This is a genomic window from Sorangium sp. So ce185, from assembly GCF_051526825.1.
Classification (GTDB): Bacteria; Myxococcota_A; Polyangia; order Polyangiales; family Polyangiaceae; genus Sorangium; species Sorangium cellulosum_D.
The window spans coordinates 4,876,815-4,900,477 of record NZ_CP150316.1 but is presented as its reverse complement, the minus strand read 5'-3'; the positions used below and the strand labels follow the sequence as shown (position 1 = coordinate 4,900,477).

The 23,663-nt window shown below is 74.0% G+C and carries 16 protein-coding genes; 9 read left to right on the top strand and 7 right to left on the bottom strand.

Annotated features, from left to right (window positions below):
* Nucleotides 1–91: 91 nt before the first annotated feature.
* From WMF26_RS18020 to WMF26_RS18000, 5 genes are all read left to right on the top strand, one after another.
* A complete protein-coding gene (locus WMF26_RS18020; RefSeq protein ID WP_438001323.1) occupies nucleotides 92–1,933 on the top strand; it encodes a cytochrome-c peroxidase in 1,842 nt (613 codons plus the stop codon).
* Between the two features lie 113 nt (nucleotides 1,934–2,046).
* On the top strand, nucleotides 2,047–4,254 hold the full coding sequence (locus WMF26_RS18015) for a hypothetical protein (RefSeq protein WP_438001322.1): 2,208 nt from the start codon (nucleotides 2,047–2,049) through the stop codon (nucleotides 4,252–4,254).
* Nucleotides 4,255–4,353: 99 nt separating this feature from the next.
* Nucleotides 4,354–5,967 (top strand): aldehyde dehydrogenase family protein, encoded by a 1,614-nt coding sequence (locus tag WMF26_RS18010; RefSeq protein ID WP_438001321.1) that lies wholly within the window; start codon nucleotides 4,354–4,356, stop codon nucleotides 5,965–5,967.
* Between the two features lie 21 nt (nucleotides 5,968–5,988).
* Complete coding sequence (surE, locus tag WMF26_RS18005) at nucleotides 5,989–6,765, top strand: 5'/3'-nucleotidase SurE (protein ID WP_438001320.1); 777 nt, start codon at nucleotides 5,989–5,991, stop codon at nucleotides 6,763–6,765.
* Between the two features lie 37 nt (nucleotides 6,766–6,802).
* The gene (locus WMF26_RS18000; protein WP_438001319.1) at nucleotides 6,803–7,405 is read left to right on the top strand and encodes an adenine phosphoribosyltransferase; all 603 of its coding nucleotides are present in this window, start codon (nucleotides 6,803–6,805) and stop codon (nucleotides 7,403–7,405) included.
* Between the two features lie 4 nt (nucleotides 7,406–7,409).
* Here the strand turns inward: WMF26_RS18000 and WMF26_RS17995 are convergent, their stop codons facing one another.
* The gene (locus tag WMF26_RS17995) at nucleotides 7,410–8,624 is read right to left on the bottom strand and encodes a hypothetical protein (protein ID WP_438001318.1); all 1,215 of its coding nucleotides are present in this window, start codon (nucleotides 8,622–8,624) and stop codon (nucleotides 7,410–7,412) included.
* A gap of 142 nt (nucleotides 8,625–8,766) precedes the next feature.
* On the opposite strand from WMF26_RS17995, the gene WMF26_RS17990 reads away from it, so the two are divergent.
* Together WMF26_RS17990 and WMF26_RS17985 are read left to right on the top strand one after the other, a co-directional pair.
* Nucleotides 8,767–10,038: an esterase/lipase family protein gene (locus WMF26_RS17990; RefSeq protein WP_438001317.1), complete on the top strand. Its 1,272-nt coding sequence runs from the start codon at nucleotides 8,767–8,769 to the stop codon at nucleotides 10,036–10,038.
* A complete protein-coding gene (locus tag WMF26_RS17985) occupies nucleotides 10,035–10,799 on the top strand; it encodes a uracil-DNA glycosylase (RefSeq protein ID WP_438001316.1) in 765 nt (254 codons plus the stop codon). The genes WMF26_RS17990 and WMF26_RS17985 overlap by 4 nt, the downstream gene beginning before the upstream one ends.
* A 1-nt stretch (nucleotide 10,800) precedes the next feature.
* Here WMF26_RS17985 and grxD read toward each other — a convergent pair whose 3' ends face one another.
* Complete coding sequence (gene grxD / locus WMF26_RS17980; RefSeq protein WP_061622479.1) at nucleotides 10,801–11,115, bottom strand: Grx4 family monothiol glutaredoxin; 315 nt, start codon at nucleotides 11,113–11,115, stop codon at nucleotides 10,801–10,803.
* 675 nt (nucleotides 11,116–11,790) lie between these two features.
* On the opposite strand from grxD, the gene WMF26_RS17975 reads away from it, so the two are divergent.
* Together WMF26_RS17975 and WMF26_RS17970 are read left to right on the top strand one after the other, a co-directional pair.
* On the top strand, nucleotides 11,791–12,468 hold the full coding sequence (locus WMF26_RS17975; protein WP_061622480.1) for a hypothetical protein: 678 nt from the start codon (nucleotides 11,791–11,793) through the stop codon (nucleotides 12,466–12,468).
* 235 nt (nucleotides 12,469–12,703) lie between these two features.
* Nucleotides 12,704–14,278 (top strand): hypothetical protein, encoded by a 1,575-nt coding sequence (locus WMF26_RS17970; RefSeq protein ID WP_438001315.1) that lies wholly within the window; start codon nucleotides 12,704–12,706, stop codon nucleotides 14,276–14,278.
* Between the two features lie 3 nt (nucleotides 14,279–14,281).
* Here WMF26_RS17970 and WMF26_RS17965 read toward each other — a convergent pair whose 3' ends face one another.
* The 5 genes from WMF26_RS17965 to WMF26_RS17945 all read right to left on the bottom strand — a co-directional run bounded on the left by WMF26_RS17965 (nucleotide 14,282) and on the right by WMF26_RS17945 (nucleotide 23,573).
* Nucleotides 14,282–17,389 carry a hypothetical protein gene (locus WMF26_RS17965; RefSeq protein ID WP_438001314.1) on the bottom strand — a complete coding sequence of 1,036 codons (3,108 nt, stop codon included), beginning with the start codon at nucleotides 17,387–17,389 and terminating at the stop codon, nucleotides 14,282–14,284.
* A gap of 215 nt (nucleotides 17,390–17,604) precedes the next feature.
* Nucleotides 17,605–18,933 (bottom strand): zinc-ribbon domain-containing protein, encoded by a 1,329-nt coding sequence (locus tag WMF26_RS17960; RefSeq protein ID WP_438001313.1) that lies wholly within the window; start codon nucleotides 18,931–18,933, stop codon nucleotides 17,605–17,607.
* Nucleotides 18,934–19,302: 369 nt separating this feature from the next.
* On the bottom strand, nucleotides 19,303–21,042 hold the full coding sequence (locus WMF26_RS17955) for a sigma-54-dependent transcriptional regulator (protein ID WP_437338229.1): 1,740 nt from the start codon (nucleotides 21,040–21,042) through the stop codon (nucleotides 19,303–19,305).
* Between the two features lie 297 nt (nucleotides 21,043–21,339).
* Nucleotides 21,340–22,986 carry a GMC family oxidoreductase N-terminal domain-containing protein gene (locus WMF26_RS17950; protein WP_438001312.1) on the bottom strand — a complete coding sequence of 549 codons (1,647 nt, stop codon included), beginning with the start codon at nucleotides 22,984–22,986 and terminating at the stop codon, nucleotides 21,340–21,342.
* Nucleotides 22,983–23,573, bottom strand: coding sequence for a gluconate 2-dehydrogenase subunit 3 family protein (locus tag WMF26_RS17945; protein WP_438001311.1), 591 nt, complete (start codon nucleotides 23,571–23,573; stop codon nucleotides 22,983–22,985). The genes WMF26_RS17950 and WMF26_RS17945 overlap by 4 nt, the downstream gene beginning before the upstream one ends.
* Nucleotides 23,574–23,663 lie beyond the last annotated feature (90 nt).

Here is a 23,663-nt window from a genome sequence, read left to right as displayed (position 1 = left end):
GGAGGCAACGCTTATTGCGGCGCACTATCGAATGGAAGAACATCTCACCAAGTGGCCGCCATCTTGCTTGGCGGCGACCGGAGGGCCTCACATGCATAGACTGCTTGCATCGCGCCGCAGCTTCTCCCCGATGCTCGCCATCCTCGCGACCGCATCATCGTTTGCCGCCTGCGCACCATGGGAGCTCGGTGAGGACGAGCCCCCCCAGGTCGATGATCCCAGCAGCGTCGCGATCGCGGCGGAGCCGCCCCCCGCCATCAGCGGCGGGACGCTCGCCGTGAGCAAGAGCGCTGCGCGGGCGGTCGCCGCGGACCCGGATCGCGACCGGGTGTGGGTCGTGGATCTCGAGGGGCAGCGGTTGCTCGCGGAGATCGCCCTGGAAAAGGGCGACGAGCCAGGCCGGGTCGTGGAGGACGGCGCGGGGCGGTTCCACGTCGCGCTCCGCCGCGGCGGCGCGGTCGTCACGATCGACGCGGACAGCGGGAAGATCGTCGGCCGGCGCGCGGTCTGCGCGGCCCCGAGGGGGATCGCGTACGACGCGAGGACCGACGCGCTCCACGTCGCGTGCCTCGGCGGCGAGCTCATGACGCTCCCGGCGGCCCGCGGAGCCGCGACGCGCCACCTGCAGCTCGACCGCGACCTGCGCGACGTGGTCGTGGACGGGGATCGCCTCCTGGTCAGCAAGTTCCGCTCGACGGAGCTGCTCACCGTCAGCGCGGACGGCAGCGTCGCGGAGCGCCAGAAGCTCCCGCATTTCAACCTGTTCGGGCAGGAGTTCGCGCCGACCGTCGCCTGGCGTACGGTCGGCCTGCCGTCCGGCGGCGTCGCGGTCGTGCATCAGCGCGCCCTCGTCGCGCCCGTCGAGGTCGTCGAGGGGGGCTACAGCTCCGGCGGGTGCGACGGGAGCATCGTGCACAGCACGGTGACCGAGGTCGGGGTCGCCGGCACCACCGAGCGCCCGAGGATCTCCCCTGCTTTCCCGTCCGCGACCCTCCCGGTCGATCTCGCGGTGTCGGCCGACGGCATGTCGTACGCCGTCGTCGCGGCAGGCAGGAGCGAGGTCCTCATCACCAGCTCGACGATGTTGAACGCGAACGCGAACATGGACTTTGGGGACGGGGCGGGCTTCAACAACGGCGAGGGGACCTGCATCGATGCGGAGCAGCGGGTGGCGGTGGACGGCGAGCCCACCGCCGTCGCGTTCGCCGGCAACGCGGTGATCGTGCAGACGCGCGAGCCCGCGGCCATCCACGTGCTCGGGACCCCTGGCATCTCCAGCAACCGCGTCATCACGCTCCCCGGCGAGAGCCGGAGAGACACCGGTCACGAGATGTTCCACAGGAACGAGTCCGGCCCGATGGCCTGCGCGTCGTGCCATCCGGAAGGCGGCGAGGACGGCCACACGTGGGTCTTCAACCCGATCGGTCCTCGGCGCACCCAGTTCATGAGCGGCGGGATCCTCAACACCGCGCCGTTCCACTGGGACGGCGACATGTCGGGCATCGAGGCCATCATGGACGAGGTGTTCGAGCGGCGCATGGGCGGCGTGCACCAGGGGCCGCGCCGGGTGAACCTCTTCGCCCGGTGGATCGACAGCCTCCCGGCGCCGCCGGTGTCGCTGGTGCCCGACCAGAACGCGGTGGCGCGCGGCGAAGCCCTCTTCCACGACAAGGCCGTGGATTGCGCGCGCTGCCACGCGGGCGCCCAGCTCACGAACAACCAGTCGTTCGATGTCGGCACGGGCAAGGCCTTCCAGGTGCCGTCGCTGGTCCGCATCGGCGCGCGCGCGCCCTTCATGCACAACGGCTGCGCCGCGACGCTGCGCGACCGGTTCACCGACACCACCTGCGGCGGCGGCGACCTGCACGGCAAGACATCCCACCTCGACGCGGACCAGATCGACGATCTGATCGCCTACCTCGAGACCCTCTGACCCCCCTCCCCGCCGGCTCCCCGGCTGGATTTCCGCCGCGGAGCCCGCCCGGATCGCGCCCCCCTCACCGCGAATGATGTAACCCGCGCCGAGCCGCGATATGCTGGCGGGGCGTGAACGTCGCAGAGAAAGTCGCCACCCTCGAAGCGCTCCTCCAGCGGGTGCAGCGGAACGCCGCTGCGCCTCGAACCCGGTCGCAGCTCCCGGTCTCCGCCGAGCTCGTCCCGCACCGCGGCGAGGCGCCCGGCGCCATCGCCAACGACACGGCGGGCGCGGCCTTGCCCGACGCCAGGTTGACCGCGGCGGAAACGTCGCCGGCGAACGAAGCACGGCCGGCAGCCGCGGCCAGCGCGGTCGCCGCGGGCGGGCTGTCGGCGCCGCGCGGCGCGGAGCCGGCCCTGGACGACGTCGGCAGCCTCGACGGCCCGGCCGGCGATGCGCGCCAGGTCGCCGCGCAGGCGTCGCAGACCGCCGGCGCGGCGAGGCAGCCGGCCGCCGCCGCCAAGGCACCGCCGCAGCCCACCGCGAAAACGCCGCCGCAGCCTGCGGTGAAGACGCCGGCGGCCACGCCCGCCGCGAGCGGAGCCAAGGCGCCGGCCGGCAAGCCGGCGACCGCCACACCCGCGGCCGCGACGCCGGCGCGCATCCCCGCGCCGCCTCCCAGCTCCCCCGGAAGGCAGGCCTCGAGGCCCGGCGCTCCCCTCGATCTGCCGCGGGCCGAGGCCCGCGACGCCGGCCCGCAGGAGACCTATCGCCCGCCCGCGGAGCCCGCCGAGCCGAAGCCGAGGGACGCGGCCAGGCCCGCGGCCAAGGTCGCCAGGACCGCCGCGCTGGGTAAGGACGTGGCCGCTGCCGGCCCGGCGGTGCCCCCCGCGCGCGGCTCCAGCCCGCGCGCAGAAGGGAAGCCGTTCTTCCCGCACGAGGACCCTGCGGCGAGAACGAAGGTCGCGGAGGGCGACAGCGAGCTCTCGTTCGCGGGGCTCCTCCCCGACGAGCCGGAGCCCGCGCAAAGGCCGGGCGCCGCGCTGAAGCTCCCCGCCGAGCGCAGGCCGGAAGCGGCCGCGCGCAGCTCGTTGCTCGATCGCGCCGAGGCGCCCTTCGCGGCGCACGCCACGACCACACCCGTCGGCAGGGAGGGCGCCTCCGCGCTGGACACGGTCACGGCCCGCGCGCCGTCGGCCGGCGAGCCGGTCACCCCCAAGGCGCCGGAGCAGATCGCCGCCGCCACGCGGCGCGCGATCGGGGAGCCCGCCGGCGAGCACGAGTTCAGCCGCGAGATGGTCGACGACGAGCCGACCGTGATCCGCGGCATGCTCGAGGACGAGCCCACGGTCATCCGCTCTCGCCCCGAGGGCCTCGAAGACGAGGAGACGGCCGTGCGCTCCGCGCGGTCCGAGGCCCAGGCGCTCGCGCGGTCGATCCAGGATCAAGAGACCGTCGAGGCGCCGCCGGGCGTGCTGCCCAAGGTGGCGAGCGAGGAGGCGGACGCCAAGCCCAGGCCGAAGCCGGTCGATCGCGATCTCCTGCCGAAGGTCATCACCAAGGACCCGCCCATCCCCGCGGAGAGGGAGCTGAAGCCGTCCGAGCGCGTCACCACGCGACCGCCCGCGGACGCCAGCGTCAGCGTCACCGATCGCCCGTCGCCGCGCCCGCGCTCCCGCGTGGGCCTGGTCATCGCGGCGGTGGTGCTCCTCGTGGGCGGCGCGGCGGTCGCGCATCGGCTCGGGTTGTTCGGCTCCGAGCCTGCGCCCCTCCCGAACGTCGCCCCCGACACCTCCCCGGGCGCGACGCAGGACGTGACCGCGCAGCCGCAGGTCACGGCGCAGGCGCCGACCGCCGCGCCCGCCGAGACCGCGCCCGCGCCGTCGGCGGCGCAAACCGCGGCGCCCGCCGAGACCGCGGCGCCCGCCGAGACCGCGGCGCCCGCCGCGAGCTCGGCGCCGGCCGCGGGCAGCGCGGAGGATCTGCCGTCGACCCGTGGGCACCTGCTGGTCAACTCGTCCCAGCAGGCGTCGGTGTACGTGAACGGCTCGCTGGCCGGAAACACGGGCGAGACGCTCGACGTGCCCTGCGGGACGCGTTACGTGCGGCTCGGCAAGCTGACGACCGACAAGGCATCGACGCCCGCGTGGCTCTCCGCAGGCCAGGCGGTCATCGTCGGCTGCCGCAAGCAGACCGTCGTCGCGATCGAGCCCACCGCGGCGAGCCCATCGCAGGAGCGGCCGACCAAGCGCAAAGCCGCTCCCGACAACGAGGGCTCGGCCCCCGCCCCCGCCGAAGAGACCACGCCTGCCGCCCCGGCGGCCGATCCCGCTCCGTAGCCGCCCCATCCCGCGCCGGCCCGTCGCCGCCCCTGCGCCCTCGAGGGCGACTGCTCGCCCTGCAGGGGGGCGGAAGCGCAGTGCTAGGCTCGGCGCTCCATGGACTCCAAGACGGCTGCCCATCCCGGCGAGGCAGGCGCGGCGGCGAGCGAAGCCGCGGCCTCGCCGGCGCCCGCTGCGGCGAGCGCTGGACCGTTCCCGATGCGCAGCCCTGCAGGCGGCGAGCTCCTCGACGACGTCGCGGCGACAGCGCCGAGCGCCGTCGCCGCGATCGTCGCGCGCGCGCGGGCGTCGCAGGTCGCCTGGGCCGAGGTCCCGATCCGGGAGCGGGTGGAGCGCGTCGCGAAGGTCAAGAGGCGCCTGCTCGCGCGGGCCGAAGAGATCGCGACGCTCCTGCACCGCGAGTGCGGCAAGCCGATCGAGGAGGCCGCGCTGGCCGAGGTGCTGCCGAACGCCGATCTCGTCGACTACTGGACCGCGTCCATCGAGGAGCTCCTCGACGAGGCCCCCGTCGATCTCGACGCGCTCGCTTACCCCGGCAAGGCCGGGCGCATCCGGAGGGACCCGCGCGGCGTCGTCGCGCTCATCACGCCCTGGAACTACCCCGTCGCGATCCCGCTGCGCACGATCGTGCCGGCGCTGCTCGCGGGCAACGCCGTGGTCTTCAAGCCGAGCGAGGTCACGCCGCGCGCCGGCGCGCTCGTGGCGTCGCTGTTCGACGGGCTGCTCCCGGACGGCGTCCTCACCGTCGCGCAAGGCGGCGGCGACGTCGGCGCCGCGCTCATCGAGGCCGGCGTGGATCTCGTCGTCTTCACCGGCAGCGTCGCCACCGGCAAGAAGATCGCCGTCGCGTGCGCCGAGCGCCTCGTCCCGACGTCGCTGGAGCTCGGCGGCAAGGACAGCGCCGTCGTGCTGAGCGACTGCGACCTGGAGCGCGCCGCGCGCGGCGTCGTCTGGGGGGCATTCACGAACGCCGGACAGAACTGCGCCTCGATCGAGCGCGTCTACGTCGAGCAGGCGATCGCGGATCGCTTCATCGCGCGCGTCGTCGCGCTCACCGGGCAGCTGCGAGCTGGCGTCGACGTCGGGGCGATGACCACCGCGCGCCAGGCCGAGATCGTGCGGCGCCAGCTCGACGCGGCCGTCGAGGGCGGGGCGGAGATCCTCGCCGGCGGCGCGCCGGAAGCGGGATCGCTCGCCTTCCCGCCGACGGTGATCAAGCTCGATCGCGAGGACACGCCGCTGCTCCAGGACGAGACCTTCGGCCCCATCCTCCCCGTGATCGTCGTGGAGAGCGCCGACGAGGCGATCGCGCGCACCAACGCGTCCCGCTTCGCGCTCACGACCAGCCTGTGGACGCGCGGCTACGAGCGAGCCCACGCGCTCGCTCGTAGGCTGCGATCGGGCGTGGTGACGATCAACAACCACGGCTTCACGGGCGCGCTCCCGGCCGCTCCATGGACGGGGACCGGCGACAGCGGCCACGGCGTCACGAGCAGCCCGCACGCGCTCGCGGAGCTCACGCGGCCCCGCTTCGTCCTCGAGGATCGGAGCAGAGCGAAGAGCGAGCTGTGGTGGTACCCTTATACGTCATCGCTCCGGACCGTCGCCTTCGCGATGGCGCGGGCGCGAGGTGGAGCCGGCTTCTTCGGCCGCATCGGCGCCCTGGTCGAGCTCGTCGCCGCGTTCGCGAGGCGCCTGCTCGGCCGCTGATCCGGAGCATCGAGCGAACGCATGCGCCCTCTGATCCTCCTCTCCAACGACGACGGCTACTCGGCCCCGGGCCTCATCGCGGTGCGCGACGAGCTCGCCCAGCACGCTGACGTGGTGGTGTGCGCCCCCGCGGTCAACCAGAGCGCGACGAGCCACTCCCTGAGCCTGCACCGCGTCCTCCGGCTGCTGGAGACCGCGCCTGGCGTGTTCGCGGTCGACGGGACGCCCGCCGACTGCATCTACGTGGCCCTCCACGCCGGCGCGCGCGTGCTGCCGCGCCGCCCGGATCTGGTCGTGTCCGGCATGAACCACGGGCTCAACCTGGGCTCGGACATCTTCTACTCGGGCACCGTGGCCGCGGCGCGCGAAGGCGCGCTCCGCGGCATCCCTTCGATCGCGCTCTCCGCCGACGCGGGCGCGTCGCGCCCGGCCGCGGCGGCGCTCGGCGTGCAGCTCGCCCTCGCCCTCCACCGGGCCGCCGGGCAGGAGGCGCGCCGGCCGGCGCCGCTGCTCAACGTCAACATCCCCGCGGGCAGCAGCTGGCCCGTGCGCGCCACGCGCATCGGCGCGCGCCTCTACACCGAGGAGGTGATCTTTCGCCAGGATCCGCGCGGGCACGAGTACCTCTGGATCGGCGGCGCGGGCGTGCGTCACGACCTCGTCCCTGGCTCGGACACGGAGGCCTACGACGAGGGCGCCGTCAGCGTCACCCCGCTGACCCTCGACCTGTTCGCGGCGCAGCACGAGGGCGTCGCGCGGACGATCGCCGCGGAGCTCAACGACGGCCGCGCCGCCTGACGGCGCGAGCGTCGCCCTCGATCGCTTTCCGGCTCGGGTGCGCTCGCCTACGCTCGGCGCCATGTTCAACCACGACGCCCTGCCCTCCGAGCACGCGCTCCGCTACCTCAAGGCCCACCTCCGCAACGTCCCGGATTTTCCGAAGCCCGGCATCCTCTTCAAGGACATCACGCCGCTCCTCGCCGACCCGCGGGCGTTCCACATCACGCTGGATCTCCTGGCCCAGCGCTACATCGGGGAGCACGTCGACGTCGTGGTCGGCGTCGAGTCCCGAGGCTTCATCTTCGGCGGCGCGCTGTCGGCCCGGCTGAACGCGAGCTTCGTGCCCGTGCGCAAGCCCGGCAAGCTCCCGGCCGCGACCGATCGGGTGGCGTACGCGCTCGAGTACGGCACGGCGGAGCTGGAGATGCACAAGGGGTCGATCCAGCCGGGGGCCAGGGTCCTCGTCGTGGACGACCTGCTCGCGACCGGCGGCACGGCGTCGGCCGCCGCGGAGCTCGCGCGCAAGCAGGGCGGCGAGATCGCCGGCTTCGCCTTCGTCGTCGAGCTGGACTTCCTGGGCGGCCGGACGCTCCTCGCGCAGCGGACCGGCGGCGGGGCCCGCGTCTACTCGATCGTGCGCTTCGCCGCGGGCGAGTGATCGTTCAGTCCTGCCCCACGCCGACCTGCAGCTTGCGCGCGACGATGCGGCTCGCGCTGGTCGCACGGGTCGGCCCGCCGACGGGAAACGTGATCACGACGGCGTCCGCCCCGCCCTTGGCGATGCCGCCGCCGTGCGCCCCGACCAGCTTGCCCAGGGCCGCGGCGTCGAGCGAGGCGCCGGCGCTCCGCAGCGCGTCGATCTGCCCCGCCCCGTGCAGCGCGGCCAGCGCGCCTCGATCGACCGCCGGCATCTCGGCGAAGACGCCGGACGCATACACGAGCGCCGTCGCCGCGGCCGCCGGATCCCGGCCGCGGAACCAGGCGCCCGCGTCGTGGTACGGCAGGTGCGCGCAGCGCGCGTACAGGGCGCCGAGCTCAGCGCTCGCCGCGTCGGCCATGCGATCGGCGAGCGCGACGAAGCGCGCCCGGAGCGCGGGATCGAAGTACGCCCGCGCATATCCGCCGGAGAACCGGGCGATGACGGCGCGCCACGACGGCGAGCGCCCCGCCTCCGCCTCGTCGAAGCCGGGGACGATCTCGACGAGCCCGTCAGTGATCGCCGCGAGCTCTGCGTCGGCGGCCCCCGTCAGCTTGCCCTGAGCGACGAGCGCCCCCACCCCCACCGACGCGGCGGAGACGGCCTCCTGCCCCGCCGCGCCGGCGGTGGCCTGCGCCGCGCCGAAGCCGCGCGGCGTCGCCAGCCAGAGCTCGGCGACCCAGCCCGCGAGCTCGAACGGCCCCATCGACGCCCCCGAGTAGATCCGCTTGCGAGCTGCCTCGCAGGTGCGCGCGTTCCGCGCCGCGTCCTCGCCGGCGGTCGTCTCCGGCGCGGCCGGCAAGGCGGCCGGCGCCTCCCGCGATCGAAGCAGGCGCACCGCGACGAGCACGCCGACGATCGCGAGCAGCACGGCGCCGATGGGGATGACGATGTGCCGCGCCGGCCGCACCGGCGCGATCGGCGCGGGCGGCGCCAGCGAGCTCACCGCGCGGTGCGCCTGCGCGAGCCGCCGCGCGAGGTCGGACGCCTTACGTGTGCGCAGGTCCTGCGGCAGGAGCGGCCACTGCTCGACCAGCTGCTCCAGATCGATCACGACCGGCGCCCCGCGACCGTGCAGCGCGATCTGCCTCCCCTGGACGCTCACCGCGCCCGATGTTCCGAACAGGCCCAAGGCCTCCTGGACAGCCGCCTCGATTTCCCGCGCGCTGGAGTCGTCCACGATCGCAGAGTACCCGGTTTTCCTGGCGGCATGCCGTCGCAACTTTGCCGAGCGCCCGAGGCTTTCGGGCGCGGGCGCGGGGGGCGCCGGGGCGGCGCGGGAAATGCCGCGGAAGGGCGATGGAAATGGCACATTCCCGCGCGTGCAGAAGACGCGCGTCTACCTATCGCCAGGCATGTTCGGGTTCGCCACCCTGGGCTCCCTCGAGTACTTCGAGCATTTCATCCGCGCGATCGAGGAGCGCTTCCGCGATCGCGGCCGCGCCGTCGAGATCCACGTCTGCGAGGTGCACCCGACGGCATCCATCCTCCGCCGGGCCGCGAAGCTCGCCCGCCTCGTGGACGAGAGCGCCGGGGACGACGGTGGCCCGATCCACATCGTCGGCCACTCGACCGGGGGCCTCGACGCCCGCCTCGTGGCCTCGCCCACGGTGCGCCTGCCCGGAAACGCGCACCGCCGGCTCGGCTGGACGAGCCGGCTGCGGTCCGTCACCACGATCAACACGCCCCACTTCGGCACGCCGCTCGCCGCGTTCTTCGCCACGGTGAGCGGCCAGCGCCTGCTCTACGCCGTCACGGCGCTCACGGTCGCCGGCCTCAAGCTCGGCGCGCCGCCGCTCGCGGCCGCCTCTGCGCTCGTCGCCGCGCTCGGCCGGGCGCAGCTCGGCTTCTTCGAGATCGAGCTCGTCGATCGATCGGTCGAGAGCTTCATCCGCGTGCTCGACGACGCGTCGAGCCGCGAGCTGCGCGCCTGGCTCAAGCTCCTGCGCGACGACCAGGGCGCCATCGTCCAGCTCATGCCCGAGGCGATGGATCTGCTCCACGCCGGCCTGGAGGACCGCGCGGGCCTGCGCTACCAGAGCGTCGCGACGTACGCGCCGCGCAACGCCGTCCGCGACTGGGTGTCGGCGCTGCGATCGCCGTGGGGAGCCATGTCGGCCGCCATCTTCACCGCGCTCTCGAACATCACGGCCCGCCTGGACGAGCACTACCCCTGTCGCTCGCACGACGGCTCGATCGAGCAGAAGCTCGCGCGCGTCCTCGGCGAGCTGCCGCCGCCGGACGCCAACGACGGCGTGGTCCCGCTCGCCTCGCAGGTCTGGGGGGATCTCATCTGGGCCGGCAAGGCCGACCACCTGGACATCGTCGGCCACTTCCCCGGCAAGGGCGGGCACATCGACTGGCTGGCGAGCGGCGCGCGCTTCAACCGCCTGCGCTTCGACGCGGTGCTCGACCGCATCGTCACCGGGATGGTGGCCGGCGAGCAAAGCAATGTGGCCGAACGCGCCGCGCCGCCGCCGCGCCCGGTCGTGGAGACGCGCGTTGTGGAGCGCGATCTCGACCTGGCGCAGGGCAGCGTCCTCGACGCCGCGCAGGGCGGCGCCTCGACCGGATCGAGCGGAGAGCCCGCGTGAGCCGCGGCGGCGCGGCGCGCGCGCTCCAGGAGATCGCGGCGGAGCTCGTCGAGTGCCGCCGCTGCCCGCGGCTCGTGGCGTGGCGCGAGGACATCGCGCGAGAGAAGCGGCGCGCTTACCGGGACCAGACCTACTGGGGCCGCCCCGTGCCCGGCTTCGGCGATCCGGAGGCGCCGCTCGTGATCGTCGGGCTCGCGCCGGCCGCGCACGGCGCGAACCGCACCGGCAGGATGTTCACGGGCGATCGATCGGGCGACTTCCTGTACGCGGCGCTCTTCCGAGCAGGGCTCGCCTCGCAGCCGACGAGCGTATCGCGCGACGATGGGCTCTCGCTCCGGGGCGTGTTCATCACCGCCCCCTGCCATTGCGCCCCGCCGGACAACAAGCCCACGCCCGACGAGCTCGCGGCGTGCCGCGGCTGGATCGAGCGAGAGCTCGCCGCCCTGCACCGCGCGCGCGTCTACCTCGCGCTCGGCAAGATCGGCTACGACGCCGTCGCCGCGCTCGCCCGCTCGCGCGGCGCGTCCGCCGCCGACCGCGCGCGACCCCGCGCCGAGGCCGACGTGCGCCTGCCGCCCTTCGCGCACGGCGTGGAGGCGCGCCTCCCCGACCCGCGCGGCGGCGCCGGGGAGGCGCGGCTCTTCGGCAGCTACCACGTCAGCCAGCAGAACACCCAGACCGGGCGGCTCACCGGCGACATGTTCGACGAGGTCCTGCGCCGCGCCCTGGAGGCGGCCGGGCTTCGCGCCCTGCAGCGCTAGGCTAGCCCTGCTTCGTCAGGAGCTTCTGCAGATCGCCCGACTGGAACATCTCCATCAGGATGTCGGAGCCGCCGATGAACTTCCCGTCCACGTAGACCTGCGGGATCGTCGGCCACTGCGAGTAATCCTTGATGCCCTGGCGCAGCGAGGGGTCGGTCAGCACGTTGACGTCTTTGAAGTCCACGCCGCACTTCTTCAGGATATCGACGGCTCGCGCCGAAAATCCGCATTGCGGGAAGGTCTTCGTGCCCTTCATGAAGAGGACGACGCGGTTGCTCTCGACGGTATCCTTGATCGTCTGGTGGATGTCGCTCATGGCTCGTTCCTGATTTCCCGCCGCGAGCGGGATCGCCCGTTGTTCAATCTCCACGGAAGCGGCGCGTGACTGGCGGACCGAATCCGGTGCCGGCCGGCGGAGCTCGCAGCGGGATCACCCTTGGATCGCCAGGCGGACCACGTGACCGCCGCGCGCCGGACGCGCAGCTGAGGGCAGGGTTTTTGGTGTCGTCCTTCGCCCGCGTCAACTGGGCGAGCGCGCCCCACGGATCCGATCCGGGAAGCAGGGATCCCACGCACCCGCGGGCGGATGCGACGGCGGCTCGGCGCCTCCTCGACGTCGATGCGCTGAGCCCGGCCACATCGGCCGGGCTCAGCGCGTCCGCCGATGGATCGGACGACCGCTGCCTGGCAGGCCGCGGCGCTCGGCGCGACGCGGGGCGCTCCTCTCCCGTGGGCACAGACGTCGCATGCCGGTCGACCGCGCGCTCCTCGGATCCGAGGCCGCTGCCGCAGCGACCTCCGCTTTTCGCTCGCTCTGCACGGTTCAGCTCGCCGAAAGCTCAGCGTCTGGCCTCGCGCGGCCAAGTCGTTGTAGAACACGCCCCCACCTCAGCCGTCTTACCGACCGTGACCAGCGGCCGTGAGCCGCCGCGGGTGCGGCGAGCGTCCCAATGTCGTGGCCTCACCCCGCACAACCCTGAAGGAGCCTCGTATGCGCTTGTACGTCCTCATCCCTGCGGCCCTGCTCGGCCTCGCGCCCCTCGCTTGCGGCGGCAGCGACCCGGAGCCGAACAACCCGTCGCAGATGCAGAACCAGTACGGGGCGTCTACCTACCCGCCCGGCCAGTACCCCCCCGGGCAGTACGGTCAGCCCGCCCAGCCGGGCCAGTACGGTCAGCCGACCACCCAGCCGGGATACACGCCGCCGGCCACCACGACCCCCACCACGACCCCGACCACGCCGCAGACCGGCACGAGCACCGGGCAGGCGACCCCGATCGCGCCCGCGGCCGTGAGCGCCGCGACCCCTGTGCTCACCGCGATGGCCGCCTCCGAGGTCCAGGGCATGCAGCCGGAAGGCGGCGCCTTCGCCGGGCAGTTCCAGGACGGCCAGACGCTCGAGCAGCCGTTCAACATCCAGCCGGGCAAGTGTTACTCGATCATCGGCGTGGGCCTCGGCGTCCAGGAGCTCAACCTGCAGATCGTCGCGCAGCCCGCGCCGATGCTGCCCCCGGTGGTGCTCTCGCAGGACAACACGACCGGACCGAACGCCACGCTCGGCGGCAAGGGCCAGTGCTTCAAGAACCCGCTCCCCGTCGGCGGCCCGGCGAAGGCCGTCATGACCGTCCGGGGCAGCGGCCTCGCCGTCGCCCAGATCTACGTGAAGTAACCGCCTCCCTCCGCGGCCCTGCGCCGCCTTCCACGCATCCCACCGCCCCGCGCGGCGCCGCATCTCGCGCCTCACGGGGCCGCGATGTCGCTCGCGGGCTCGCCCGGTGCGCGCTCGCGCTTGCGCCTGCGGCCGATCGCCGATCGTCAGCGTCGCTGGCCACGGCTCGCCGGGAAGCCGCTCTGCGCTCGGCCCTCGGCTTTTCGCCCATGGAGGTGCGAGGTACACTCCACGGGTGAACTTGCCTTCGATGCACTGGGCGCTCCGGGTTGCCATGGTCGGACTGGCGTCCTGCTCGTTTCGCCTGACCGATGGGGCCGCGGAGGGCGCCGATGTTCCCCCGGATGCCTCTCGGCCGGTGACGCTGGTGTTCGACGAGCCAGGCACGCTTCAGCTCGCGCCGGGGGAGCTGCGCACGGTGTGGGTCACGGGCCAGCCGCCCGCCCCCTACGAGGTGAGCTTCACCCTGCTCGGTGAGGCTGCGGGCGCTTGGGTCGACCGCACCACGTCGATCGCGGACGACAGCGGCAGGGCCTCGGTCCAGCTGCACGCCTCGAACCTGGGGAGCACGTTCCGGCTCCGCGCCGCCATGAAGGAGGGCCCGTCCGCTGAGCTCGGCGTGTCGGTGAGCGCCGAGGGCTTCGGCACGCTGCGCGTCATTCCGGTCTACCAGGGCACGCGCGTCGCGAAGAGCTGGACGGCGAGCGTCGTCGCGGAGGCGACCTGCGAGGAGCTCGCCACCGCGGCGCCCCAGGCGCCGGTCGGCGCGCTCGTGGCGCACGGCGGTCCGGACGAGCCGGTCTTCATCGACGGCGCCCCCGTGGGTCCGAGCCTCACCGTCGCGCTCCACAGCGGTCGGATCATGTGGGGCTGCGTGGGCGAGCGGGAGCTGCAGGCCGGCTCCGCCCGCGATGTGTACGTCCCGGTCAAGGACCTGCCGATCGATCTGGCGGGGACGCGCCTCGACGCGAAGCTGACGTTCGCGACGAACGATGGCCTGAACGCGATGCTCGAGGCAGCGACCGAGCGGCTGATCGACGATTTCTTGCCGGCCGGCGCGGAGGCCGCGTCCCTGCTCGACGCCATGCAGCGCGGGGTGCCGTCCGCGCAGGCGGCCGCGTTCGCCGCGCAGCGGATCGAGCGCGACTGGGACGCGGCGGCGCAGGCGCACCTCGCCGCGCTCCCGGTCTCCCTGCGCGACCGGTGTGGTGAATGGGCCCGCGCCGGGCTCGCCGATACGCCGCTCGCGATCGACGGCCACCTGCGCGGGCTGGAGAACAAGCCGGGAAGCGCGCTCTTCGAGACGAGCTGGCTCGGCAGCGTGACCGCTGACAGCGCGGGCGTACCCGCGGAGCAGCTCATGTCGTGGACAGCGGATCCCGGCGACGTGCTCCGCCTCGCCGGGACGCTCTCGTGGGACCCGAGCGGTTACGTCGGCGGCGCGGCTGGGCTCGGGGCCGCAGCGGAGACGACGGCGGAGTCCGTCGCCGCGGCGCTCGCCGCCGCAGCGGAGTGCTCGGCGCTGGGCGAGCGGCTCGGCGGCTACGCCGGCTGCGACAGCGACTGCATGGCGACGCTGTGCGCGGGCGGGCTCAAGCTCCTCTGGCGTGAGGGCGTGGAGGCGTCGAAGACCGCCGGGATCGTCGGCGAGATCATCGTGAACGCCTCGGGACCGGCGCAGGTGAACAGCGCCGCGGCGCCGATCACCTGGACGGCAGACTGGCTCGGAACCATCCGCGACGGAGCGGGCCAGGAGGTGGTCGTCGAGGGACAGGTGAACGCGGTGTCCGCCGACGTCACCTCGAACTAGGGCTCACCTGCCCGCGGCCTTCGGCTCGCAGCGCAGCCGCCACCTCCGGCCCGTCGCTCGCTCGGTCGCCGCGAGCGGGATCGCGTTCGCGGCGATGTCGAGCTGCCTCTCGGGCGCCTTCGAGAAGGTGCCCTGGAGCCTCACCGAGATCGCCTCGACGCACGCGCTGCCGGGATCCAGGCGGAGCCGGAACTCGGCGCCATCGACGGAGGGGTAGCTGCCGCCGAGATCGAAGCTCGGTGAGCCCTCCAGGCTGGTGTCGAGGAGCCAGCCGTCCTGACCCGGGAGACAGCGGTCGAGCGGCGTGTCCGCGAGATCTTTGCGGCCGAGCGGCAGCGCCTCGCCCAGCGCGCCCGTGTCGCGGTCGATCGGGAGCACGTGCCAGGAGCCGGCGCGCACGCCAGGGTCCGGGGCCGTCGAGATGAGCAGACCGACACCGCCGCCCAGCGCGCGCCGGACGAGGCGCGGCGGATCGGCGCCGTAGCTCGTGCGCCCCGGGCGATAGTACGTCGCCAGCTGCCGCGCGCTCCCGAGATCCGCGCGCCACAGCGCCACGGCGTCGTACGAGCCGCCGGGCGTCGCGAAGAACCAGGTCTCGCCGAGCCGCACGGCGCCGTTCGGAAACGGCCGGAGGAAATTGCCCGCGCGGCCGGCGCTGTCGCGCAACGGAAGGACCGGGAGCCCTTCGGAGACAGCGAACAGGTTGCATCCGGCGCCCCGGCACACGTGGGTCAACGCAGCCCGCCCGCCGGGATCGAGGTACGCCCCCCAGGACGCAGCCCCGTGGGTCGCGACGCCGAGCGCCTCGGCGGCCGACGCCTCATCCGACCAGGGTGAGGCGCTCACGCCGCTGGAGCGCACGCCGCCCTCCGGATCGAAGCGATCGTCGAAGCGGATGAGCCAGCGCCCAGCGCGCGCCCAGTCCGCGCCGCGCTTGCCCCACGCATAGGCGCGCATCGTCACGATGTCGTACGGCGCTCCGTTGTCGAAGCCGATCTCGTCCGCGCCGAGCGCGGGCGGCGGGGTGTTGCGGAACGGTGCCCACGCGGAGGCCGGCGTCTCCTTGGCCTGCGGGCGCGCGGCCGCCCGCGCTGGCCGCGCTGTCGGGACGTCGCGCGCGGCGCGCGCGGCCGGCGGCCTGTCCGGCAGCGGCGGGGTCGAGGAGCCGAGCGCCTCGCAGCGCATCCCGATCGGGCTCCCCGCGCGCAGCGGCGTCTGGAGCACCGGCGGCGGCTTCGCTTCCGCGAGATCGTCCGGGAGCGCCGTCTTCCCCCAGCCGACCCGGATCCAGCCCTTGAAGACGCAGCCGACAGGGCCGCAGGCGCGCGTCCGGGACGCCGCCGTGTCGTCGTCGCGCTCCGGCACCTCGATCGCGCGCCAGGTCATGCCGCCGTCCGTCGACTCGGCGGCGCGCTCGCCCTCTCCCAGGGAGAGCGCGAAGCGCCCCGAGAGGATCGCACCCGTGGCGTCCTGGCGCGGCGCGCCGGCGCTCACGGCGCCGCTCTTCACGTCGATCCGGACGCCAACGATTGGACCGCCTGCCTCGACCCAGCCGCCGAGCACGCCGGGCTCGCGCTCCTCGAACCCCTCGAGCCACATCCCGCGCTGCAGCTCGCGGGCCGTGCTGCGAGGCTTGGTCGGAAGGATCAACGGGACGGCGGTGACGTCGCTCCCCTTGAGGAGCGTGACTTGCCCCGACGCGCCGGGGCGAGGTGGCGAGAGGACGGCGACCCGGCCGTCCGCGAGCGCGACGACGCGCTCGACGCCGAGGTCCCTGGCGGGCGCGCGCACGTGGATCTCGCGGGTGCCTCCGTCGGCGGCGACGATGCAGTACGCGCGGCCGTCACGCACGTCGCCGTCCTCCTCGCACGAACCGCGGATCACCAGGGCGCCGTTGCCGCTCGAGGACACGAAGCGGGGCTTGTCGAAGCGCATCAGGCGGCGCATGCCGAGCGGCGGCTGGAACGCGTAGAGCGTCGTCGGGCCATCGCGCTCGCCGCAGACGAAGCCGAACGACGCGCCCGTGCGGAGCGCATGGCACGTCGCCTCGCGCTCGGGGTAGGCGTCGGTCGCGACGTCGACGACCGCGCCGTCGCGCAGCGAGACGCGCGCCAGGGCGCCGCCGCGGGCCACCACCGCGGTGGCGATCGAGTCGGGCCAACCGTCCTCGACCGCGGCGCGCAGCGGGCGCCGACCGAACGGGCCCTGGACGCGCGCCGGGAGCTCCTGCACATCGTCGGATGCCTCGAGGGTCCGGTACGTCACGCTGCCGCGCGCGTCGACCGAGTAGAACCCGTTCGCCGTCATCACCGCCGGGTCGCCGCCGATGATGCCCACCGAGGTCGGCCGCGCGTCGATCTCGACCGCGCGCCAGGTGGCCCCGGCGTCGAAGGTGACGAGCATCCCGCGCAGATCGGCCTCGACCACGGCGCGCCAGCCGTCGGCGAACGCGAGCTGTCCGTAAGAGCTCGCCGGTGGAAGCGGGCCGAGGGGCATCGCCGCGCCCGTCTGCGCGTCGATCGCGAAGAGCCGGTGGCTGTGCGAGAGCCGCGCGTACAGTCGATCGAACCCCGCGATGATCTCGTTCGCCTCCGACGGCAGCTGGACGAGCGGATCGAGCGGGGCGAGCCACGCGGGAGCCCGCCAGAGCTGCGCGCTGCCGCGGCTCGACGCATAGAACAGGTAACCGCCGCCGAGCCGCGTCGGGAGCTTGAGCGCGGTGACCTGGCCCGACGGCAGCAGATCGGCGGCGCGCTCGATCGATCCGTCGTCGTGCGCGACGGCGCGCATGCGATCGATGAGCACCCGCTTGGCCCCTGCCTCGCTGGCCACCACGCCGCGCTCTCCGACGAGATCCGGCAGCAGCAGCGACGGCGTGACCATCGTCACGAGCGCCCCCTGCGCGGCTCGACCTCCCGGCCCCGTGAGCGACGGCTGCGCAGCGCCGCCGCCGTCGCGCGACGCCGGCCCTCCTCCGGGAGGCGCCACCGCCGCCCGTCCGCCGCACGCCGCAGCGCTCGCGCCGAGGAGCAGCGCCGCGGCGAAGAGCGGCGAAGCGCCCGGGGTCCACCGAGGAATCGGCGCGTACAGCCGCCCGTCGGGCTCGGTCATGACGGACGATGCTAGCGCGCGCCCCGGGGCGCCGCACCGTTCTTGCTGCCGTCCGCTCGACGGAGGCAGAACCGGATCACCCGTGCGTGGTCGCGCCCGCCGGTCCGCGGCGAACGCGCTTCTCGCGGCGTGCGCATGAGCCGCGCCGCAAGAGCACGGCTCATGCGGCGAGGCCGCCGTTCACCGCCGGGGCCTGATCGACGGGCCCCGCGCGTTCACTTGCCCTTGGCGGAGCACTGCATGGCGCACATCAGATCGCCCGCCGCGCACCCGCAGCCGCCGCGCTTCGGGGCCGGGGCGGCGGGCGCCGGGGACGCCGCGGCGGGCTCCTTCTTGCCCGCCGTGGTGCCGCCGCCGCTGGCCGGACGCGCCGGCCTCGAGGTCGCGCGCCCGCCCGCGGCCGCCGGGGCGGCGGTCGGCGCGGCGGACGCCGCCGCCTCCGCCGTGGCGCTCGCGGTCGCCGTCGCGGTGGGCGCCGGCGCCGGCTCGGGCTCCGGGGGCGCCGTCGTCGCCGGGGCCGCCGCCGCGGGCGGCGTGGTCTCGGCAGCGGTGGGCGCCGGCGTCTCGCCGCCGCCCTTCATCAGCAGGAAGACGCCCGCGATCGCGATGCCCGCGATCGCGATGCCGGCGCCGATGATGATCGGCGCCCGGTTCTTGGGAGCCGCCTCGATCGTCGGCGGCGCGACGGACGGCGCCCGCGCCGTGGTCACGATGGGCGCGCTGAGCTGGAACAGACCGCCGTCGTTGGCGACGATGCTCGCGACCGGCGACGGCGCGCGAACACCCGTCCCCGCGGCGAGGGCCTTCAGGTCGATGAGGCCGGAGTCCTCCGAGGCGCTGGCGCTCGACCGCGCCGGAGCCGGGGCGGCCTTCGCCGTGAGGGCGCTCAGCGAGAACAGCATCGAGTTCTCGTCGCGCTGGCCGGGAGCGGCGCCGCTCTTGAAGAGCGGAGCGCTCGTGGCCACGTCGTCGGAGCTGGGCCGGTGCGCCTCGGGCCCCGCGCTGCCGCCGAAGAGGTCCTGCGTCGGGCGCGCCGGGTCGCGGCGCACCGCCGCCGCGCGAGGAGCGGCCGCCGCGACCGCCTCGACCCCGGAGGACGTCGGACCGGCTGGCGCGGCGGGGCTGGGCACCGACTGCGGCTGCACGGGCGCCGGCTCCTGCGCGGCCGCGGAGGCCGGCGCGCTGCCGGCGTGCAGCGCCGCGACGATCGTGTCGACCTGGCCGAGCGGCTGCCAGTCGGCCATCCCGTCGGCCCAGACGTACGTCTCGGCGTTGATCACCCCCGCCTGATAGCTGGCGACGATCTCCGCTATCGTCATCGAGCGCTGATCGCCGTCCGCCACGTTGACCAGGTACGTGGTCCCGTCGTTCGGAACGCTCGTGCCGGAGACCGGGTCGGCGGGGCCGCCGTTGGTCGTCACGCCCGAGCTGTTCACGAGGATCGTCGCGCCGCATTTGCGGCACTTGATCTTGACGGTTCTGCCTTGGACCTTCTCGTCCGAGACGGTGTATTTCGACTGACAGGACTGGCAGGTGATCTTCATTGGGGGCTGGCCCGCAGGGGTGTAGTGCCGGCGAGGCGTCGCGTAGAGTTTACCTTGATACCGCGCCGGTGGCCCGCTCTCTGACGTGCCAGTCGCGCGTCTGATCTCGCAGCTCCGCTTTACGATAGCCGAGGTCGTCGTCCCTTCGTAAAGCACAAAGGGACGGGCCGCCGCTGGGACCGTTGTCGGGGCGCATCGCAGGAGCTCCCAGGCCGGCTCCTCCGGTGGAACCGGCCGCCTGCGGGGCGCCTCCGGCGGCGCTCTTCGATGGGCTGGGGCTCACAACCCGGGCGGGCCGGGCGGCGCTGAGGTGCGCTGGAGTGCGGCGGTGCTGGAGTGCTGCCGTGCGGCAGGACGAGGGCTCGCCGTTCAGGCGTCGCCGCGCACGGAGCCGAGCTCTTCGAGGCCGGGCTCGTCGGTCACGACCGGCACATCGTCGACCGGATCCGGCGCCTCGACGCTCTCGCTCTGCCCCTGGGCCTCGTGGCTGCCGACGTGCTCCCCGTACGCCTGGAGCTTCGAGTAGAGACCGCGTCGGCTGATCCCGAGCACGCGGGCCGCGCGCTGCTTGTTGCCGCGCACGGCCTCGAGGGTCAGGAGGATGAGCTTGCGCTCGGCGTCCGCCAGGCGCGTGCCCACGGGGAGGCGCAGCACGAGCGGGTGCTCCGCCGCCTCGCCGGCGTCCCGCGCCGGCTCGACCTCGTGCGCGCCCGCCTCCCCCGGCGGCCTTCGCGCGAGCGACGCTGGGCCCACGGAAGGCGGCGCAGGCGGCGCGACGACGGTGTGCGACGGCGCCGGGTCGGAGGGGACCGCCATGTCCGACGCGTGGACGATCGGCACCGACAGCGGCTCGGCCGGCTCGGGGTGGGCGACCGGCGCCGCAGCCTTCGCCGCCGGGAGGCTGTCGTACGAGCGCCGGGAAGACCGCCGCTCGATCCTGCCCTGGCCGAGCTGGACGTCGTTCGCCGAGACCAGCTCGTTCGAGGCGAAGAGCGCGGTCTGCTCGATGACGTTGCGCAGCTCGCGGACGTTGCCCGGCCAGTCGTGCTCCGCCAGCCGCTCGACGGCGGCGTCCGAGAGGCGGCGTGCCGGGGTGCCGTAGCGCTTGGCGAACTTGAGCAAGAAGCGCTCGGCGATGGGCAGGATGTCCTCCCTGCGCTCGCGCAGCGGGGGCAGCGTCACCGTGAAGACGTTGAGCCGGTAGTACAGGTCCTCGCGGAAGACGCAGTCGTCGACGAGGTCGAGCAGGTCCTTGTTCGTCGCCGCGACGACGCGGACGTCGGCCTCGATCTCCTTGCGGCCGCCGACCCGGGTGAACCGGTACGTCTCGAGCACGCGGAGCAGGCTGACCTGCACGGCAGCGTCCATCGTGCCCACCTCGTCGAGGAAGACGGTGCCGCCGGCGGCCGCCTCGAACTTGCCCTCCGCGGCCGCGAACGCGCCGGTGAACGAGCCCTTCTCGTGGCCGAAGAGCTCGCTGCCGATGAGCTCGCGCGGGATCGCGCCGGTGTGCACCGGGACGAACGGACCGCCGCGGCGGCGGCTCCGGTTGTGGATGGCGCGCGCGACGAGCTCCTTGCCCGTGCCGCTCTCGCCGACGATCAGCACGGGCGCCATCGTCGCGGCGACGCGCTCGATGCGGGTGAAGACCTCCCGCATCCGCGGCGAGCCGCCGATCATCCCCTCGAACACGAGCTGCCCGTGGAGGGAATCGTCGTCGTCGAACTCGGTCGGCGGCGACCAGAGCAGCTCGCGCACGAGCAGCACGAGGCGCGCAGGATCGAGCGGCTTCTGGAGGTAGTCGGCCGCTCCCAGCTTGAGGGCGTCGACGGCGCTCGAGATCGACGCGGCGCCGGTGACCATCACCACGTGCGGCGGCGGCGCCTTCGGCTCGGGGCCGTCGAGCTGACCCGGGGAGAGCCGGCGCATGAGATCGACCCCCGTCATCCCGGGCAGGTTGAGGTCCGTGACGAGCACGTCAGCCGGCGTCCGCTGGTGGATCTCGAGCGCCTGCTCGCCGCTCGATGCGACGACCACGTCGAGCCCCTCGTGGCGCAGCACCGCCTCGAGGATGGCCGCCTGATCGGGCTCGTCCTCGACGAGGAGCACCCGGCCGTGGTGGCTGTGGCCTCGATGCGGCGAGCGCGCCTGTCCGCGCGGAATTGCAGCTGAAACTGCGTTCGGTCCCAAAGCTTCCCTCCCAGCTCGGCGGACGGACGGCTCGGCCCCGTGCGATATGAAACGTGCCGTTAAACTTGTAGCTCGCGGGGGCCTCTCATCAACTCGGGAGTTGCCTCCTTCTCGGGTGCAAGGCCCCCCTCACATGCCGTCCCTGACATGTCGTTCTGCGCGACGGATGCGACGCCCCGGATCGCTGGCTCCTGTGGTGACACGCCGCCGCGCGCATCACCAGCGCTCGATGATGCCGCACGCGATGCGATCGGCCAGCGCCATGCACGTAAGCATCGGGTTCACGGCGGGACTTCCAGGAAAGACGCTCGTGTCGGCGACGTAAACGTTGCCGAGATCGTGGCAGCGCCCCTCCTCGTCGACGACCCCGTCCCGCGGCCTCCGCGACATGCGCGCCGTGCCGAACGCGTGGTTCGCCGCGGTGATCGTGTCGCGCCCGTCGAGCCGCTTGCTCTTCAGGATCTCTGCGTCTTCCGGCGACGTCAGCTCGTCGGGGACGCCGTGCAGCCCGGGCAGGATCGACGCGGCGCCCGCCGCCCAGCAGATGTCGGACAGGATGCCGAGACCGCGCTGGATCTTCTCGACGTCGCGCGGCGCGTAGTCGAACCGCACGTCGGGATCCCAGCTGCCCCGCTTTGGACGGACGGTCCCGCGCGACTGCTCGGCGGCGATGATCACGTCGAAGGGGGCCATCCGGTTGTAGGTCCGGAGATGGCGCTGGTAGTCGTGCCCGAAGCCGGGGAACCGCGCGGCGAGCACGGCGGGGGGCGACCAGAGGACCTCTAGCTTGATGCCCTGCTCGAGGAAGTGGAGCGAGTGATACCCCTGGGTCGCGCCCTCCCACGGGTCGATCGGATCGGGGAACACCGCCATGATGGCGAGCCCCGGGTGGAGCTGCAGCTCGTTGCCCACGTAGCCGCTGGAGTTCGCGGCGCCGCTGCGGAGCAGGATCAGCGGCGTGGCCATGCAGCCCGCGGCGAGCACGACGAGCTTCGCCCGGATCTCGACGGGCGCGCCCTCGCGCCACGTGAACGGCTCGATCGTGCGGCCGCGCATCCCGGCGGCCCGCCGGCCCGACACGAGCAGGTGCTCGGCGCGCACGCTGGTGAACACGCGCGCGCCCGCCCGGATGGCGGCCGGGACGTACGAGACGTCGGTCGACATCTTGGCGCGGTTGCGGCACCCGGTGAAGCACTCGCCCGAGCCGCGGCAGCCGCGGACGTTGCGGTGGGTCGGCTCGCTCGACAGCCCCAGCGCGTCGCAGCCGCGCTTGAAGCGCAGGTTGCGCTCGCCCTGCACCTCGATCGGCGTGGGCGCGACGCCGAGCAGGCGCTCGACGCGCTGGTAGTGGGGCAGCAGCGCTTCCAGGGTGATCGCCTCGGTGCCCGTCCGCGCCGACCACTTGTCGAACACCCAGGCGGGCGAGCGCGCGCAGATCGCCGAGTTGACGACCGAGCCGCCGCCGAGCGCGATGGCCTGCATGGTCGGGATGAGCATGCGCCCGCGGGCGGCGCGCATCCCGCCCTCGCGCAGCGTGCGCGCCAGCGACTCGCCCGCCTCCTGCCGGAAATCCTCCACCCCGAACGGCGGGCCCTCCTCCACGAGGATCACGTCGCGCCCCGCCTCGGCGAGCTCCTTCGCGACGACCGCCCCGCCCGGCCCCGAGCCGACGACGAGCACCTCGCACGAGGCCCTCACCTCGCCGTCGTAGTCGGCGAACACCTTCACCTGCGGGCGCGGCTCGGCGGGCGGGAGCGGCTCCACCTCGGCCCTCGAGCGGAGCGTGGAGAGCGGGAGCGAGCGCCGGTCGCCGCGATCGGGGTGCGCGGAGCGCGGCGGCTCCTCCAGGCCGGGGAGCTTCACGCCGTCACCCCCGGCGCGAGCGACGGCGGCTCCACGGCGACCGGCTCTCCCGGAGCGCGCGCGGCCGCGCGCCGCTCGAACGGCGTGGGACAGCAGGCGACGCCGATCGCGCGGGCGACCTTCTCGTTCGCGAGGTAGCCCATCGAGAGCATCGTCCGGAGCGAGAGGAACGTGACCCGCCGGAGGTAGATGCAGCTCTGCGACATCGAGGCGAGCACCGCGATGCGATCGGCCTGCGGGAGGCGCGTGAAGCGGGCGCGGCGCGGCCCGAAGACGCAGGGCGAGAGCTCGACGAAGAGGAGGAGCAGCCGCATGTACGGCCGCAGCGGCCGCGGCGTGCGCGCGACGTAGCGCTCCATGTACTCCACCAGCCCCGCCTCGGTGCCGGAGAGCGGGATCGGACCGCCGGCGGGAAAGAGCGCGTCGGCGCAGGCAGCCACGATGGCCCGCTCCCTCACGGAGAGCGCGCGGGCGGGGGCGCCGGAGGCCGAGGCCCTGCGCGCGAGGCCCACGGCGGCGGCGGCGGCGAGCGCCGCAAGGGCAATGACGAGACAGACCACGGGCAGGTGCGCAACGAGCTCGCTCATCACTCGACTCCTTCCTTCCCAGCGCGGGAAGCCATCGCCTGGCTACCTCGACAGCGTAATCCGACGCCCGGAGTGCGCAATTTCGTTCGC

What these genes read in the sequence shown, in the direction of transcription:
- WMF26_RS18020 (WP_438001323.1), top strand. Translation starts at nt 92, where the DNA reads ATGCATAGACTGCTTGCATCGCGCCGCAGCTTCTCCCCGATGCTCGCC.
- WMF26_RS18010 (WP_438001321.1), top strand. Translation starts at nt 4,354, where the DNA reads ATGGACTCCAAGACGGCTGCCCATCCCGGCGAGGCAGGCGCGGCGGCG.
- surE (WP_438001320.1), top strand. Translation starts at nt 5,989, where the DNA reads ATGCGCCCTCTGATCCTCCTCTCCAACGACGACGGCTACTCGGCCCCG.
- grxD (WP_061622479.1), bottom strand. Translation starts at nt 11,115, where the DNA reads ATGAGCGACATCCACCAGACGATCAAGGATACCGTCGAGAGCAACCGC.
- WMF26_RS17975 (WP_061622480.1), top strand. Translation starts at nt 11,791, where the DNA reads ATGCGCTTGTACGTCCTCATCCCTGCGGCCCTGCTCGGCCTCGCGCCC.
- WMF26_RS17965 (WP_438001314.1), bottom strand. Translation starts at nt 17,389, where the DNA reads ATGACCGAGCCCGACGGGCGGCTGTACGCGCCGATTCCTCGGTGGACC.
- WMF26_RS17960 (WP_438001313.1), bottom strand. Translation starts at nt 18,933, where the DNA reads ATGAAGATCACCTGCCAGTCCTGTCAGTCGAAATACACCGTCTCGGAC.
- WMF26_RS17945 (WP_438001311.1), bottom strand. Translation starts at nt 23,573, where the DNA reads ATGAGCGAGCTCGTTGCGCACCTGCCCGTGGTCTGTCTCGTCATTGCC.